Source organism: Actinomadura sp. 9N215, from assembly GCF_044326345.1.
Taxonomy (GTDB): domain Bacteria; phylum Actinomycetota; class Actinomycetes; order Streptosporangiales; family Streptosporangiaceae; genus Spirillospora.
Genome location: NZ_JBIRBA010000006.1, coordinates 196134 through 209619, shown reverse-complemented (window position 1 = coordinate 209619; position 13486 = coordinate 196134). Strand labels below are relative to the sequence as shown.

At 69.4% G+C, this 13486-nt stretch carries 12 protein-coding genes; 8 read left to right on the top strand and 4 right to left on the bottom strand.

Annotated elements, in window-relative coordinates; translation table 11 throughout:
* Window positions 1-23: 23 nt before the first annotated feature.
* Window positions 24-980, bottom strand: coding sequence for an ornithine cyclodeaminase family protein (locus ACH34T_RS12885; protein ID WP_395992298.1), 957 nt, complete (start codon window positions 978-980; stop codon window positions 24-26).
* Window positions 973-1791, bottom strand: coding sequence for an IclR family transcriptional regulator (locus ACH34T_RS12880; RefSeq protein WP_395992297.1), 819 nt, complete (start codon window positions 1789-1791; stop codon window positions 973-975). Before ACH34T_RS12880 ends, ACH34T_RS12885 begins: the two co-directional genes overlap by 8 nt.
* Before the next feature lie 152 nt (window positions 1792-1943).
* Between ACH34T_RS12880 and ACH34T_RS12875 the strand changes: the two genes are divergently transcribed.
* The 6 genes from ACH34T_RS12875 (at window position 1944) to ACH34T_RS12850 (ending at window position 10376) form a co-directional block, all read left to right on the top strand.
* A complete protein-coding gene (locus tag ACH34T_RS12875; protein ID WP_395992296.1) occupies window positions 1944-3356 on the top strand; it encodes an amidohydrolase family protein in 1413 nt (470 codons plus the stop codon).
* On the top strand, window positions 3353-4429 hold the full coding sequence (locus ACH34T_RS12870) for a dipeptidase (protein WP_395992295.1): 1077 nt from the start codon (window positions 3353-3355) through the stop codon (window positions 4427-4429). The genes ACH34T_RS12875 and ACH34T_RS12870 overlap by 4 nt, the downstream gene beginning before the upstream one ends.
* 122 nt (window positions 4430-4551) lie before the next feature.
* A complete protein-coding gene (locus ACH34T_RS12865; RefSeq protein WP_395992435.1) occupies window positions 4552-6381 on the top strand; it encodes an ABC transporter substrate-binding protein in 1830 nt (609 codons plus the stop codon).
* On the top strand, window positions 6378-7319 hold the full coding sequence (locus ACH34T_RS12860) for an ABC transporter permease (protein WP_395992294.1): 942 nt from the start codon (window positions 6378-6380) through the stop codon (window positions 7317-7319). The genes ACH34T_RS12865 and ACH34T_RS12860 overlap by 4 nt, the downstream gene beginning before the upstream one ends.
* A 2-nt stretch (window positions 7320-7321) precedes the next feature.
* Window positions 7322-8245 carry an ABC transporter permease gene (locus tag ACH34T_RS12855; RefSeq protein WP_395992293.1) on the top strand — a complete coding sequence of 308 codons (924 nt, stop codon included), beginning with the start codon at window positions 7322-7324 and terminating at the stop codon, window positions 8243-8245.
* A 28-nt stretch (window positions 8246-8273) separates the two neighbouring features.
* Complete coding sequence (locus tag ACH34T_RS12850) at window positions 8274-10376, top strand: dipeptide ABC transporter ATP-binding protein (RefSeq protein ID WP_395992292.1); 2103 nt, start codon at window positions 8274-8276, stop codon at window positions 10374-10376.
* A gap of 103 nt (window positions 10377-10479) precedes the next feature.
* On the opposite strand, the gene ACH34T_RS12845 is transcribed toward ACH34T_RS12850, so the two are convergent.
* Complete coding sequence (locus ACH34T_RS12845; protein WP_395992291.1) at window positions 10480-11391, bottom strand: hypothetical protein; 912 nt, start codon at window positions 11389-11391, stop codon at window positions 10480-10482.
* Window positions 11392-11633: 242 nt separating this feature from the next.
* Window positions 11634-12047, bottom strand: coding sequence for an ATP-binding protein (locus ACH34T_RS12840; protein ID WP_395992290.1), 414 nt, complete (start codon window positions 12045-12047; stop codon window positions 11634-11636).
* A 188-nt stretch (window positions 12048-12235) separates the two neighbouring features.
* Here ACH34T_RS12840 and ACH34T_RS12835 point away from each other — a divergent pair, with 188 nt between their 5' ends.
* Together ACH34T_RS12835 and ACH34T_RS12830 are read left to right on the top strand one after the other, a co-directional pair.
* Window positions 12236-13084 carry a helix-turn-helix domain-containing protein gene (locus ACH34T_RS12835; protein WP_395992289.1) on the top strand — a complete coding sequence of 283 codons (849 nt, stop codon included), beginning with the start codon at window positions 12236-12238 and terminating at the stop codon, window positions 13082-13084.
* Entirely contained in the window at window positions 13081-13356 is a 276-nt protein-coding gene (locus tag ACH34T_RS12830) for a DUF397 domain-containing protein (protein WP_395992288.1), read from the top strand. Before ACH34T_RS12835 ends, ACH34T_RS12830 begins: the two co-directional genes overlap by 4 nt.
* Window positions 13357-13486 lie beyond the last annotated feature (130 nt).

Genomic DNA, 13486 nt, shown 5'->3' with positions numbered 1-13486 from the left:
GAGCCGGGCCTGAGCCGGGGCCGTTACAGGTTTACTTTGATGCCCAGGCCGTGTTCGCGGGCCTGGCGGTAGGCCACCGAGGCCGCCGCGACGTCCAGCGCGGCGTGGCCGGTCGACTTGAACAGCGTGAGTTCCGTGGCCGAACGCCGTCCCGGGTGGCGTCCGTCGAGGACGTCGCCGATCAGGCCGGCGTCGGCCGGGTCGGTGTCCTGCAGTTCCCATGCGCCGGCCGGGGGCGCCTCGGTCACGGCGCCCGGCCACTCCACGAACAGCGACGACGCCCGCAGCGTCTCCGCGTCGAACTCCGGCCCGTCGGAGCCGCCGACCGAGCTGAGATGCGCCCCGTCCGCGAGCCACGACCGGCGGACGACGGGCTGCCGGCTGGACGTGCAGCAGAACACGACGTCGGCGGTCTTGACCGCGGCCTCGATGCTCGTCGCGGACCCGCGGGACAGCTCCGCGGCGAGACGCTCCGCGCGCCCCGGATCCCGCGCGCCGACCACCAGTTCCGCCGATTCCATGGACGCGATGAAGCCGATCTGAGCCCGCGCCTGCGTCCCGGTGCCGATGACGGCGAACCGGGCGGCGTCCTGCCGGGCGAGGGCCAGCATGGCGGCGGTCGCGGTGGCCGCGGTGCGCACGGCGGTGATCGCCTCGGCGTCCATGACCGCGAGCGGCCGCCCGGTCTCGGCGTCGAAGTGGGCGACGATGCCGCGGTGGGCGCCGTGCCCGTCCGCTCCGCCGGCGCCGAACACCGAGACGAGCTTGGCGGACAGCCCCAGCCGCGGGACATAGCCGGGCATCGCGCCCAGCAGGCCGTGCGCCGAGTGCGCCGCGACGCGCGGCGGGGCGGAGACGTCGCCGCGGCCGACGGCGATGAGCGCGGTGCGCACGGCCGCCAGCACGGCGTCCGGCGGCGCCGCCGCCCGCGTCTGCTCCCGGTCGAGGACGAGGACACCGCTTCCCGCGGGGTCAGCCATGGTCGGCTCCGCCGTCGGCGGCTCCGCCGTCCGCATCGGCTTCGTTCTTCGCGCTGGCCGCGCTGGCTTCGCCGTTCAGCGTGTTCTCTAGCTCGGCCGTGGCGGCCTTGAGGTGGTCCTGGAGTTTCGCCAGCGTGGGCTCGTCGAACTCGCTGTCCAGGCCGACGATCGTGAGGGCGCAGATCGGGCGTCCGCTGCCGGCGGCGAGCACCGCGCGGCTCATCGAGGCGATCACCTCCTCGTTGCGTCCGCGCTCCAGCGCGAAGCCGGTGCTCCGGGTGCGGTCGATGTCCTTCAGCAGCTCGGCCCTGGCGGACGCCGGATGGCCCCGCTCCTCGGCGGCGTGCAGGTAGGGGACGCGGGCGGCCTCGTCCAGCGCGGAGACCAGCGCCATCGGGCCGGCGAACTTGTGGATCGGCAGCAGCTCGCCCAGCAGGTCGGTGATCATCGCGAGCCGCGGCGGCCGGACGACGTCGATCACCCGTCCGCCCTCGGGTTCGAGGACCTGCAGGTTCACCATCATCGCGGTCTGGTCGGACAGCGACCGCAGCACCGGACGGCTCAGCACCACCAGCGAGTTCGCGGCCGCGGCCTGGGAGAACTGGAGCACGACGGGGCCGGGCAGGTAGTGGTCCTCGCTGCGCATGATCCAGCCGCGTCTGACCAGCTCCACCAGGATCCGATAGGCGGTGGCGCGGTGCATTCCCGCCTGGTTCGCCAGCTCGCTGAGCCGGAGCGGGCGGTCGGCCCGGACGACGGTCTCGATGAGGTCCAGGGCCTTGTCCACGGCAGAGCTGGCCGGTCTGGGCAACGTCCCTCCAGGTCGTGAGCGCACCTTCCGATGCTTGACGCACACTATCAGACGTTGCTAGCTTTGAAACAGTTGTTACGGTGTATGTAACGACCCGAGTCGCAAGGCCCTCCACCCCGCAAGGCTCGGAGAACGGAGACAGAGCGATCGCCATGTCGGACACAGACGAGCAACCGGTCGCGGCCAACGACCCGGCCCCCATGCCCTTCGCCGCCGCCGAACCGGGGCGGGCGGCGGTCTACCGCGACGTGTCGCTGATCGACGGGACGGGCGGCCCCGTCCGGCACGGCATGGCGGTGCTGACCGACGGCCCGACGATCAAAGCGGTCGTGCCCGACGCCGAGCTGACCTCGTCGGACGTGTCCGGCGCCGAGCCGGTGGACGTGCGCGGCGCGTTCCTCCTGCCCGGCCTGATCGACGCCCACCAGCACCTTTCCACCCCGCCCAACCGCGAGCAGGCGGAGCGGCTGATGCGGCGGCAGGTCTACGGCGGCGTCACCGCGATCCGCGAGATGGCCGGCGACCTGCGGCAGATGGCCGACCTCGCGCGTGCCGCGCTGGTCGGCGAGATCCCCGGCCCCGACGTCCACTGCGCCGCGCTGATGGCGGGCCCGAGCTTCTTCGACGACCCGCGCACCTGGCAGGTGACGCAGGGGACGACTCCCGGCGCCGCGCCCTGGATGCAGGCGGTCGACGACGACACCGACCTCCCGCTGGCGGTCGCGGCGGCACGCGGCACCGGAGCGACCGCGATCAAGGTCTACGCCAACCTCGACGCCGCGCTGATCGCCCGGATCACCGCGGAGGCGCACCGGCAGGGCATGCACGTGTGGGCGCACGCGGCGGTGTCACCCGCGATGCCCGCGGACGTCGTCGCCGCCGGGGTCGACGTCGTGTCGCACGCCCACTACCTCGCCTTCCACCTCGCCGCCGACCGTCCGGTGACGTACGCCTCGCAGCGCGAGCACCTCGCGGACGCCTACGAGCGCTTCCTGGCCGCGCCGGTCCACGCCATCGACGGGCTGCTCGACGACATGCGCCGCCGCGGCACGATCCTCGACGCGACCGCGAGCCTGATGGCCGTGTTCCCGTCCGGCTCACCGGGCGCAGCCGAACTCGGACCGGACGTCCTGAAACGCGTCATCGACCGCGCCCGGCGGGCGGGCGTCACGATCTGCGCCGGCACCGACTACGAGACGCCGCCCGGCGACGACTTCCCGTCCCTCCACGACGAGCTCCGCTACCTGGTCGACGCGATGGGCATCCCGCCGCGGGACGTCATCCGCGCGGCCACGCAGGCCGGGGCGTCCGCCGTGGGGGACGAGGCGGCGATGGGAACGGTCCAGCCCGGCCGGCTGGCCAACTTCGTGATCGTCGCCGACGACCCGTACGACGACATCGACCACCTCCGCCGCATCATCACGACGGTCAAGCGCGGCCACCGCCACGACCGCGCCGACTACGACCGCGCCGACTACGACCGCGCCACGGACCACGGCGGGGCGACGGACGCGCCTGACGCGCGCACCGACGCCGCGGACACCAGCGAAAGGGCACCCGCGTGAGCGTCGACATCACGGACTTCATCGTCGTCAACGCGCTCGGCGGCCTGGACAACCCGAACGCGCCCGCGTCGGCGGACGTCGCCGGGGCCCTCGTCCAGACCAGCGACCAGCTCACCATCGACGCGCGCACGCTCGCGGACGCGCACGCCTCCGGCGTGACCGCGATCAACGTGACCCTGGGCTACACCCTGGGCGACTTCCCGCCCTACCAGCACACCCTGGACGAGATCCGCACCTGGGACACCATCATCGGCGACCACCCCGACGATCTGACCCGGATCGGCACGGCGGCCGACATCGCCGAGGCCAAACGCCAAGGCAAGATCGGCATCATCTACGGGTTCCAGAACGCCGCCGCCGTCGAGGACCGTCCCGAGCGGATCGGCACGTTCGCGGACCTGGGCGTCCGGATCATCCAGCTGACCTACAACCAGGCGAACCAGGTCGGCGACGGCTCGATGGCGCCGGACAACCGGGGCCTCACGCCGCTCGGCCGCGAGGTCGTGGACGCGCTCAACGAGCACCGCGTCATGGTCGACCTCTCGCACAGCGGCGAGCGGACCTGCCTGGAGGCGGCGCGGGCGTCCGCGCAGCCCGTGTCGATCAACCACACGGGCTGCCGCGCGCTCGTCGACCTGCCGCGCAACAAGACCGATGAGGAACTGCGGCTCGTCGCCTCGCGGGGCGGTTTCGTCGGCGTCTACTTCATGCCGTTCGTCCACGCGTCCGGACATGCCAGGGCCGCGGACGTGGTCGAGCACATCGTGCACGCGGTCGACGTGTGCGGCGAGGACCACGTCGGCATCGGCACCGACGGGACGATCACCGCCATCGACGACCTGGACGCCTACCGCGACAGCCTCGCCGAGCAGGTCGCGCGGCGGCAGGCCGCGGGCGCGTCCGCCGCGGGCGAGCGCGGCGACACCTTCCCGTTCGTCGTCGACCTGCGCGGCGTCGACCAGTTCCGGGAGCTGGCGCGGCTGCTGGCGGAACGCGGCTACTCCTCGACCCGGATCGAAAAGATCCTCGGGCTCAACTTCCACAACTACGCGAAGGCGGTCTGGGGACGATGACCACATTCAAAGCCCGGCACAACGCACCGACAAACGCGCGGCGGAACGGGCCGACGAACGCGCGGCGGAACGGGCCGACGAACGCGCGGCGGAACGGGCCTATATTCGTGGGTGCGTTGGCTGTGCTGCTGGCGTTCACGGCGGCTTGTAGCGGCGGCGGGAACAATGCGTCGGCGAATCACAAGTCGGGCGCGCAGACTTTCGGGTCGCTGCCCGCCCAGTCCGGTACGCCCAAGGACGGCGGCACCGTCGAAATCGCGCAGCAGCCCGGCGCCGGTCCGTTCTACATGTTGCCGATCGTGCCCGGCGCGTTCAATTCGACCTATGTGACGTACCAGTTCCAGCGGCTCATGTACCGGCCGCTGTACTGGTTCCCGCAGGGCGCGGAGCCCAAGGTCAACGAGGCGCTCAGCCTTGCCGCGCTCCCGGTGTTCTCTGACGCCAACAAGACCGTCACCATCAAGATGCGCGACGACTACACCTGGTCCGACGGCAACCCCGTCGTGGCCGATGACGTGGTCTTCTACATCGATCTGGTGAAGGCGGCGCTGGAGAAGAGCCCGGCGAACTTCGCCGAGTACACCCCGGGCCAGTTCCCCGACAACATCGCCAGTGCCGAGGCGACCGCGAAGAACACGGTGACGCTGAAGCTCAAAGAGCCGTACAACCCGGAATGGTTCACCGCCAACCAGCTGACGTCGATCGTCCCGCTTCCGGTGAAGCAGTGGTCGCGCGCAGCGGCGGGCGGGCCGGTCCTCGACCATTCCTCGCCCAAGAACGCCAAGGTCATCTACACCTTCCTCGACAAGGCGTCGCGTGACCCGGCCTCGTTCGCGAAGAACCCGCTCTGGCAGACGGTGAACGGCCCCTACAAGCTGAGCGGTTTCGACGTCACCACGAACTTCTACTCGATGGCGGCGAACGAGGCGTACACCGGCCCGCAGAAACCGCGTATCAAGACGCTGAACTTCCGTCCGTTCACGTCCGAGACCGCCAAGTTCAACCAGCTGCTGAGCGGCAAGCTGACGGCGGGCACGGTCGACCAGAACAATGTCGCCCAGGTGGCGGCGCTCAAGGCGGCCGGATACAACGTCTACGGCGCCCCGAGGCTCGGCTTCAACTTCATCATGCTCAACTTCAAGGACACGACCGGCAATGTCGGCAAGCTCTACGCGCAGCACTACATCCGGCAGACGCTGCAGCAGCTGATCAACCAGTCCGGCTATATCTCCAGCAAGGGGATCTACAACGGAGCGGCCGTCGAGAGTTACGGCCCCGCCCCGGCGACGTCGCCGTACACGGCCGGGAACATCGGCACCGCGCCCTACCCGTACGACCCGGCGGCCGCCCGCAAGCTGCTCGAAGACCACGGGTGGAAGGTGACGCCGAACGGCGCGACGACCTGTCAGAGCCCCGGCGCCGGGCCGTCCCAGTGCGGGGCGGGGATCCCGCAGGGCCAGACGCTGAAGTTCAATCTCTTCTTCCGCAGCGAGCCGCAGCTGCACAGCGCGGTGAGCACCGCGTTCGCGTCCGAGGCCCGCAAGCTCGGCATCACGATCTCGGTGGCGCCGAAGACGTTCAGCTTCCTGATCCAGAACTTCAACGTCCCGGCGGCGCCGTCTAAGGCCGGCGAGTGGGCCATGTCGACCTGGGGCGGGTTCTCCACGAAGCCGTACCCGACCATGTCGGGCGTGTTCGACAGCAAGGGGTCGGGCAACGTGGGCGCCTACAGCGATCCCAAGACCGACCGGCTGATCCGCGAATCGGTGCACGGCAAGGACCGCAAGGCCGTCCAGGCGGAGATCGAGCACCTGCGCACCGACCTGCCGGTGCTGTGGCTGCCGAACGCGCACACCATCTGGGCGTGGAAGAAGGAGCTGTCCGGCCCGCCGGACGCCTTCGCCAACATGCCCGCCAACGTGCTCACCCCCGAGTTCTGGTACCTGAAGTGACCCCGTACGTGCTGCGGCGGCTCGGCACGTCGCTGATCGTGATCCTGGGCGTCTCGCTGATCACCTTCCTGCTGCTGCACGGGATGTCCGGGTCGCCGGGACGGGCGATCCTCGGCGTCCAGGCGAGCCCGGAGGCGGTGGCCGCCTTCGACCGGGAGCACGGCTACGACCGGTCGCTCGTCGTCCAGTACTTCGACTACCTGGGCGGCCTGCTCCACGGCGACCTCGGCCACTCCTACAAGCTGAATCGGAGCGTCAACGCGCTGCTGGCGGAGAACGCGGGCCGCACGGCGATGCTGTCCGCCGTGGCGCTGGTCCTCGCGATCTGCGCGGCCGTCCCGCTGGGCGTCTTCCAGGCGGTGAAGCGGGGCAGCGTCGGCGACAACGTGCTGACGACGATCACCTTCGTCGCGTACTCGATGCCCGTGTTCCTGCTCGCGATGCTGCTGATCCAGGTGTTCGCGATGAGCCTCGGCGTCCTGCCCGCCCAGGCGGCCCAGTCGAGCTCCAACTTCGTCATCTTCACCGAGCCGCGCGCCATGCTGCTCCCGGTGCTGACGCTGACGGGCATCACGGTCGCGCTGTATTCCAGGTACCAGCGTTCCGCCGCGCTCGACCAGCTCGCGCAGGACTACATCCGGGTGGCGCGGGCGAAGGGCCTGTCGATGCGCCTGGTCCTCACCCGGCATCTCCTGCGCAACGCCTGCGTCCCGCTGGTGACCCTGATCGGGATGTCGATCCCGCTGCTGCTCACGGGCAACCTGGTGGTCGAGTCGGTCTTCAACTATCCGGGGCTGGGGCTGCTGTTCTTCAACAGCCTCAACAACCAGGACTATCCGGTGCTGCTCGGCTACACCCTGGTCGCGGCGACGCTCACCGTCCTCGGCAACTTCGTCGCGGACCTGCTCGTGGCGGTCACCGACCCGAGGACGCGGTGAGCATGACCGGATCAGCCACCGAACGCACCGGCGCTCCCCGCACGCCTCTCGGCGACGCCGGAACGAAGCTGCCGGACACCATGAGCGGGTGGCGGCTCACCGTCCGCGCGTTCATGCGGAGCCGGCTCGCCGTCACCGGCCTCGGCATCATCGTCTTCTTCGCCCTGTTCTGCTTCGTCGGCCCGTACCTCTACGTCACCGACCAGGTCACGGTCGACCCGGTGAGCAGCCTGCTGCCGCCGGGCGGCGCGCACCCGCTCGGCACCGACGCGCAGGGCTTCGACGTCCTCGGACGGATCATGGAAGGCGGCCGGGCGTCCCTCCAGATCGGCCTGTTCGCCGCCCTGATCGCCACCGGGATCGGCACCCTCTACGGGACGGTCGCCGGTCTCGCCGGAGGCGTCGTGGACGGCCTCATGATGCGCGTCGTCGACACCTTCCTCTCGATCCCGTTCCTGTTCATCGTGCTGATCGTCGCGACCCGGTTCAGCTCGACCGTCCTGTCGCTGAGCCTGACCCTGGGCGCGTTCTCGTGGCTGGCCCCGGCGCGGCTCGTCCGCGCCGAGGTCCTGGCGCTGCGCTCCCGCGGCTTCGTCGCGGCGGCGACGGTCATGGGCGCGACCAAGGCGCGGATCATCGCCCGGCACCTGATCCCGAACGCCCTCGGCGTCGTGATCGTGAACATCACCTTCCAGGTCGCGGACGCGATCATCGCCGTGTCGCTGCTCGGCTTCCTCGGCTTCGGCCTCAACTATCCGGACGTCGAGTGGGGCACGCAGCTCTCCGAGGGCGTGTCGTACCTGCTCAGCGGCTCGTGGTGGTTGATCTACCCGGTCGGCGGCTGCCTGGTCCTGGTGGTGATGGCGTTCAACTTCGTCGGCGACGCGCTGCGCGACTCGGTCGACGTCCGGCTGCGGCGCCGCTGATGGCCACCGCCCGCACAGGAGATCGCACATGAACGAACCCGACGACGCCCGCCTGCTGGCGATCGAGGGCCTGTCCACCGGCATCCGGCTGCGGAAGTCGACGGTCGGCGCGGTCAACGGCGTCGACCTGCACCTGCGCCGCGGCGAGACGCTCGGCCTGGTGGGAGAGTCCGGCTGCGGGAAGTCGATGACCGGGCTCTCCGTCATGGGCCTGCTCCCGCCCGGCGGGCACGTCACCGCCGGGTCGATCAGGCTCGAAGGGCGCGAGCTCGTCGGCCTCCCGGAGAAGGACTACCAGCGGATCCGCGGCAACGAGATCGCCATGATCTTCCAGGACCCGATGACGTCCCTGAACCCGACCAGGACCATCGGGGCGCAGGTCGCCGAGCCGGTCCGGCTGCACCGCGGCGCGAGCCCGAAGGAGGCGCGCGACCGGGCCCTGGAGATGCTCGCGCTGGTCGGAATCGCCAGGCCCGCCGAGCGGCTCGGCCAGTACCCGCACGAGCTGTCCGGCGGGCTCCGCCAGCGCGTCATGATCGCGATGGCGCTGTCCTGCGAGCCGAAGGCGCTGATCGCGGACGAGCCGACGACGGCGCTGGACGTGACCGTCCAGGCGCAGGTCCTGCGGCTGCTCCACGACCTCAAGGACCGCCTCGGCATGGCCATGCTCCTGATCACCCACGACATGGGCGTGATCGCGCAGTGGGCGGACCGCGTCAGCGTCATGTACGCGGGCGCCATCGTCGAGAGCGCCCGCACGGACGAGCTGTTCACGGGCATGCGGCACCCGTACGCGCAGGCCCTGCTCGCCTGCACGCCGCGCCTGACGCAGCGGCGAGAGCACACCCTGTACTCCATCCCCGGCTCCCCTCCGGACCTCGCCCACCCGCCCGCCGGATGCCGCTTCGCCGCCCGCTGCGCGCACGCCACCGACCGCTGCCGCACCGACGAGCCGCCCCTCACCGAGCCGAGCCCCGGCCACGCGCTGGCCTGCTGGAACCCGGTCGACGGCCCACTCGCCCCGACCACGTCCGAGACGCAGCCCGCACAGCCTGACGAAGCGCAGCCCGCACCGGACGGCGCCGCGCAGGCCGTACTGGACGACGAGACGTGGCCCGTGTCGGACGACGAGACGCAGCCTGCCGACGCCGTGATCGACGTCGACGGACTGGTGAAGGAGTACGCGGCGGGACGGTCGCTGCGGCCCGGCGGGCGGCGGAGCGTCAAGGCGGTGTCCGGGGTGTCGTTCGCGGTCGCGCCGGGCCGGACGTTCGGGCTGGTCGGGGAGTCCGGCTGCGGCAAGAGCACCCTCGCCCGGATGATCGTCGCGCTGGAGAAGCCGTCGTCCGGCGGCGTCACCGCGCTCGGCGGTGACCTCGGCGCGCTGCGCGGACGCGGTCTGCGCCGCCATCGCCGCAACCTCCAGATGATGTTCCAGGACCCGTTCGACGCGCTCGACCCGCGCATGCGCGTCAGCGCCATCCTCCGCGAGCCGTTCGCGGCCCAGGGGATCGGATCGGCCAAGGAGCAGCTCGCCGCGATCCGCGACCTCCTGGACGAGGTCGGCCTCCCGCACGGCGTCCTGGAGCGCTACCCGCACGAGTTCTCCGGCGGCCAGCGCCAGCGCATCGCCCTGGCCAGGGCCCTCGCGCTCAACCCGCGCGTGATCGTCGCGGACGAGCCGGTCAGCGCCCTCGACGTCTCGATCCGCTCCCAGGTGCTCAACCTGATGAAGCGGCTCCAGGCCAGGCACCGCCTCACCTACGTGGTGATCTCCCACGACCTGACCGTCGTCCGGTACCTCGCCGACACGGTCGGGGTGATGTACCTGGGGAAGCTGGTCGAGGTCGGCACTCCGGACGACATCTACCTGCGCGCCGCGCACCCGTACACGGCCGGGCTGATCGCCGCCGTCCCCGAGCCGGACCCGGCCGCCGAGCCGCCCGGCGGCCAGGACGGGATGGGCGCCGAGCTGCCGAGCCCGTTCGACCCGCCGTCCGGCTGCCGCTTCCGCACCCGCTGCCCGCGCGCGCAGGCGTTGTGCGCCGAGAAGGAGCCGGTGCTGCGCGACTTCGACCCGGGCCACACGGCCGCGTGCCATTTCCCACTCCGCGACCCACAACCCGCTTAATCGCGGTCTTCCCGGAATTGTGGTCCGCCCGCACCGACATGTAGAAGACGGCGGCCGCCCGCCAGCCCGACAGGCGGCCGCACGCTCATCGAATCGGTGACGCCTACTCGATAACGCCGCCGAGGTTGAACCACTGGGACCAGCCGTCGCTCGACCGCCACCGGAGCTGGTACAGGTTGTTGTTTCCACCCCTGGCGAAAACGTGCACCTCGTCGCCATTGGGCCGCCAGGCCGCTCCCGGGCCGGAGGTCAGCCCGCCGCCGAGGTTGACCCAGTCGGTCCAGGTCCCGCCCTCGCGCCAATACTTCTGGTAGAGGTTGTTGTTCCCGCCGCGAAGGAAAACGTCGAGCCGATTGGCGCCGTTCCAAGTGGCACTGGGACCGGACGTCAGTCCGCCGCCCAAGTCGAACCACTGAGACCAGCCCCCGTTCGACCGCCACCGGAGCTGGTCCAGATTGTTGTTCCCGCCCCGGCCGAACACGTGCAATTCATCGACGTTGGCTCGCCAGGCCGCGCCCGGCCCAGAAGTCAATCCGCCACCGAGGTTCACCCAGTCGGACCAGCCGCCATTCGACGTCCAGTATTTCTGATAAAGATAGTTGTTCCCGCCGCGCACGAACACGTCGAGCCGATTGGCGCCGTGCCAGGTGGCGCTCGGCCCGGACGTGAGACCACCGCCCAGGTTGAACCACTCGGACCAGCCTTCACCGGCCCGCCACCGCAGCTGGTACAGGTGGTTGTTGCCGCCGCGGACGAACACGTGCAGTTCGCTGTCACCCGCACGCCAAGCCGCCGTGACCTGGCCTGACGTGAGGACGCCGCCGAGGTTCACCCAGCCGGACCAGCCGCCGTTCGCCGTCCAGTACTTCTGGTAGAGGTTGTTGTTCCCGCCGCGGACGAACACGTCCAGCCGGTTCCCGCCGTGCTGCCACGTGACGCCGGGCGCGACGTCCTCGTCGGCCAGCAGGTACGAGCCCTCGGGTGCGGCACCGCTGGCCGGAAGGGCCGACGTCACGAATTGGACGGACAGGGCAAGGCTTACGGCTATACAGAACGCTGCCAGCCGACGAATCGGCACGGATTCTCGGATTCTCACACGTCCCCCTTGGGAGCGAATGGTGGTGAGCGAGATCCACATCAGGGCGCGAGAAGCCGCACATTCCTGATGCGGGTCTCCCGGATGCCAGCGATTGCACCACCTCTGTGGGACGAATAATAGAAAAGACGCCGATACTGACCTAAAGCGGTCAAATCGGTCTAATGGGCTTCTGACTCCGCCCTGGCATGGACCTCGAACCAGACCGCGTGGCCCTCGCCTCGCCGCTCGACGCCCCAGGACGCGGCCAGGAACGCGACGACGATCAGGCCCCGGCCGCCCTCCGTCATCTCCTCCACCCTGGCCAGGTGCGGCACGGTCTCGGCGCCCCCGTCGTCGATCACCGTGACGCGGACGACCTTCTCCGAATGGCCCACCTCCACCTGAATCTGCCCGTCCTGCCCGGACTCCGTGTACCGCAGCGCGTTCGCGATCAGCTCGCACATGCAGAGCGACGCGTCGCCCAGCGCCGGGTGCTCGCCCAGCAGATCGTGCAGCCAGCGCCGCGCGTGCCCGGACGCCCGGTCAATCCCGGGCAACAGAAGCGCGTCGAACCTCAGGGTAGGAACCGTCACTACTCCACTCCTTCCGGATCGCTGTGTCCGAAAAGAATGTGCTGGACGCATCACCTCAAGCGATGCGTTCGCGTGCCTCGTCCCGATGTCCCCGGGCACAGGTGCCCCAGTCACTTTTGACTCAGTCACTTTGGCCAACCAGGCCAACAACCTTCACTGATTACGCATCGTCAGGTAATGATTACCCCATGGACAACCCGCAGCGCCCGACCATGCGAAGCCGCAAGCTCGGCACGATGCTGCGCGAGCTGCGGGAGAGCCGTGACCTCACCCTCCAGAAGGCCGCCCGCCTGCTGAGCCGCACCCCGTCCTCCCTCAGCAAGCTGGAGACCGGCAAACGCGGCATCCGCCAGCCCGCCCTGGAACACATGCTCGACCGCTACGAACTAACCGACCCCGACCGCCGCAAGGCCCTCTACGACCTAGCCCGAGACTCCAAGAAGAGAGGCTGGTGGCAGCGCTACGAAGGCAAGCTCGATCCAGCGACGCTCGATTACATCTCCCTGGAGTCGGAGGCCGCGTCAATCAAGTCTTTCCAGCTCCATCTGGTTTCAGGACTCCTACAGACGCAGCACTACATCCGCGCTGTCGTTGAGTGTGACATTGTTTTGGGTGAAACGAGCGATTTTGACGGACTTGCTGAGATCCGCATGCGTCGTCAACAGATCCTCTATGGGGAGAATCCGCCACACCTTTGGGCAATTTTGAGTGAAGCAGCTCTTCGTCAGCAGTTTGGGGGACCTGAGGTCATGAAAGAGCAGCTCATTCATCTGCTTGAGCTCTCAAGGCTGCCGAACGTGACCCTTCAAGTATTGCCCTTCGCTGTCGGTGGCCATGCTGGCCTCAATGGTTCCTTCACTATGTTGACCACTAGCGACCTATCTGTGGTCTTGGTTGAGAACCTCAGAACTAGCTTGTATCTCGAGGATAGCGATCAAATCGCTAGCTACAACATGGTCTTCGACCACCAGAGAGCCGCTGCGTTGTCGCCTTCCGACTCCCGGACCTTCATCGAACGGCTAGTGTCTGAGCTATGACCAGGCAGCAGTATGTTCAACGTCCATGGCGTAAAAGCAGCCACAGTGGCAGCGGTGGCACCGAGTGCGTTGAAGTTGCGGCGTTGTGGCGCAAGAGCTCCAGGAGTGGAGGCGGAGGTTCAGAGTGTGTCGAGGTGGTCGCGCTGCCCAATCGACTCGTTGCGCTTCGTGACTCCAAGGACGCGGACGGCCCGCTGCTCTCCATTGCCCCGTCCGCGTGGACGTCCCTCCTCACCGACATCAAGGGCGGCGCGCTCGACCTAACCCCCTGACCTGCAAACCCCCGAAGGGGACGGCCCGTCTGGGCCGTCCCTTCTTTCTGGCTATCTCACCCTGGCCGCGGACGAGCCCTTAGACGGGCATAACTCTCCCGAGCTCGTTCCTCTGATCCTGGCGGCAAGC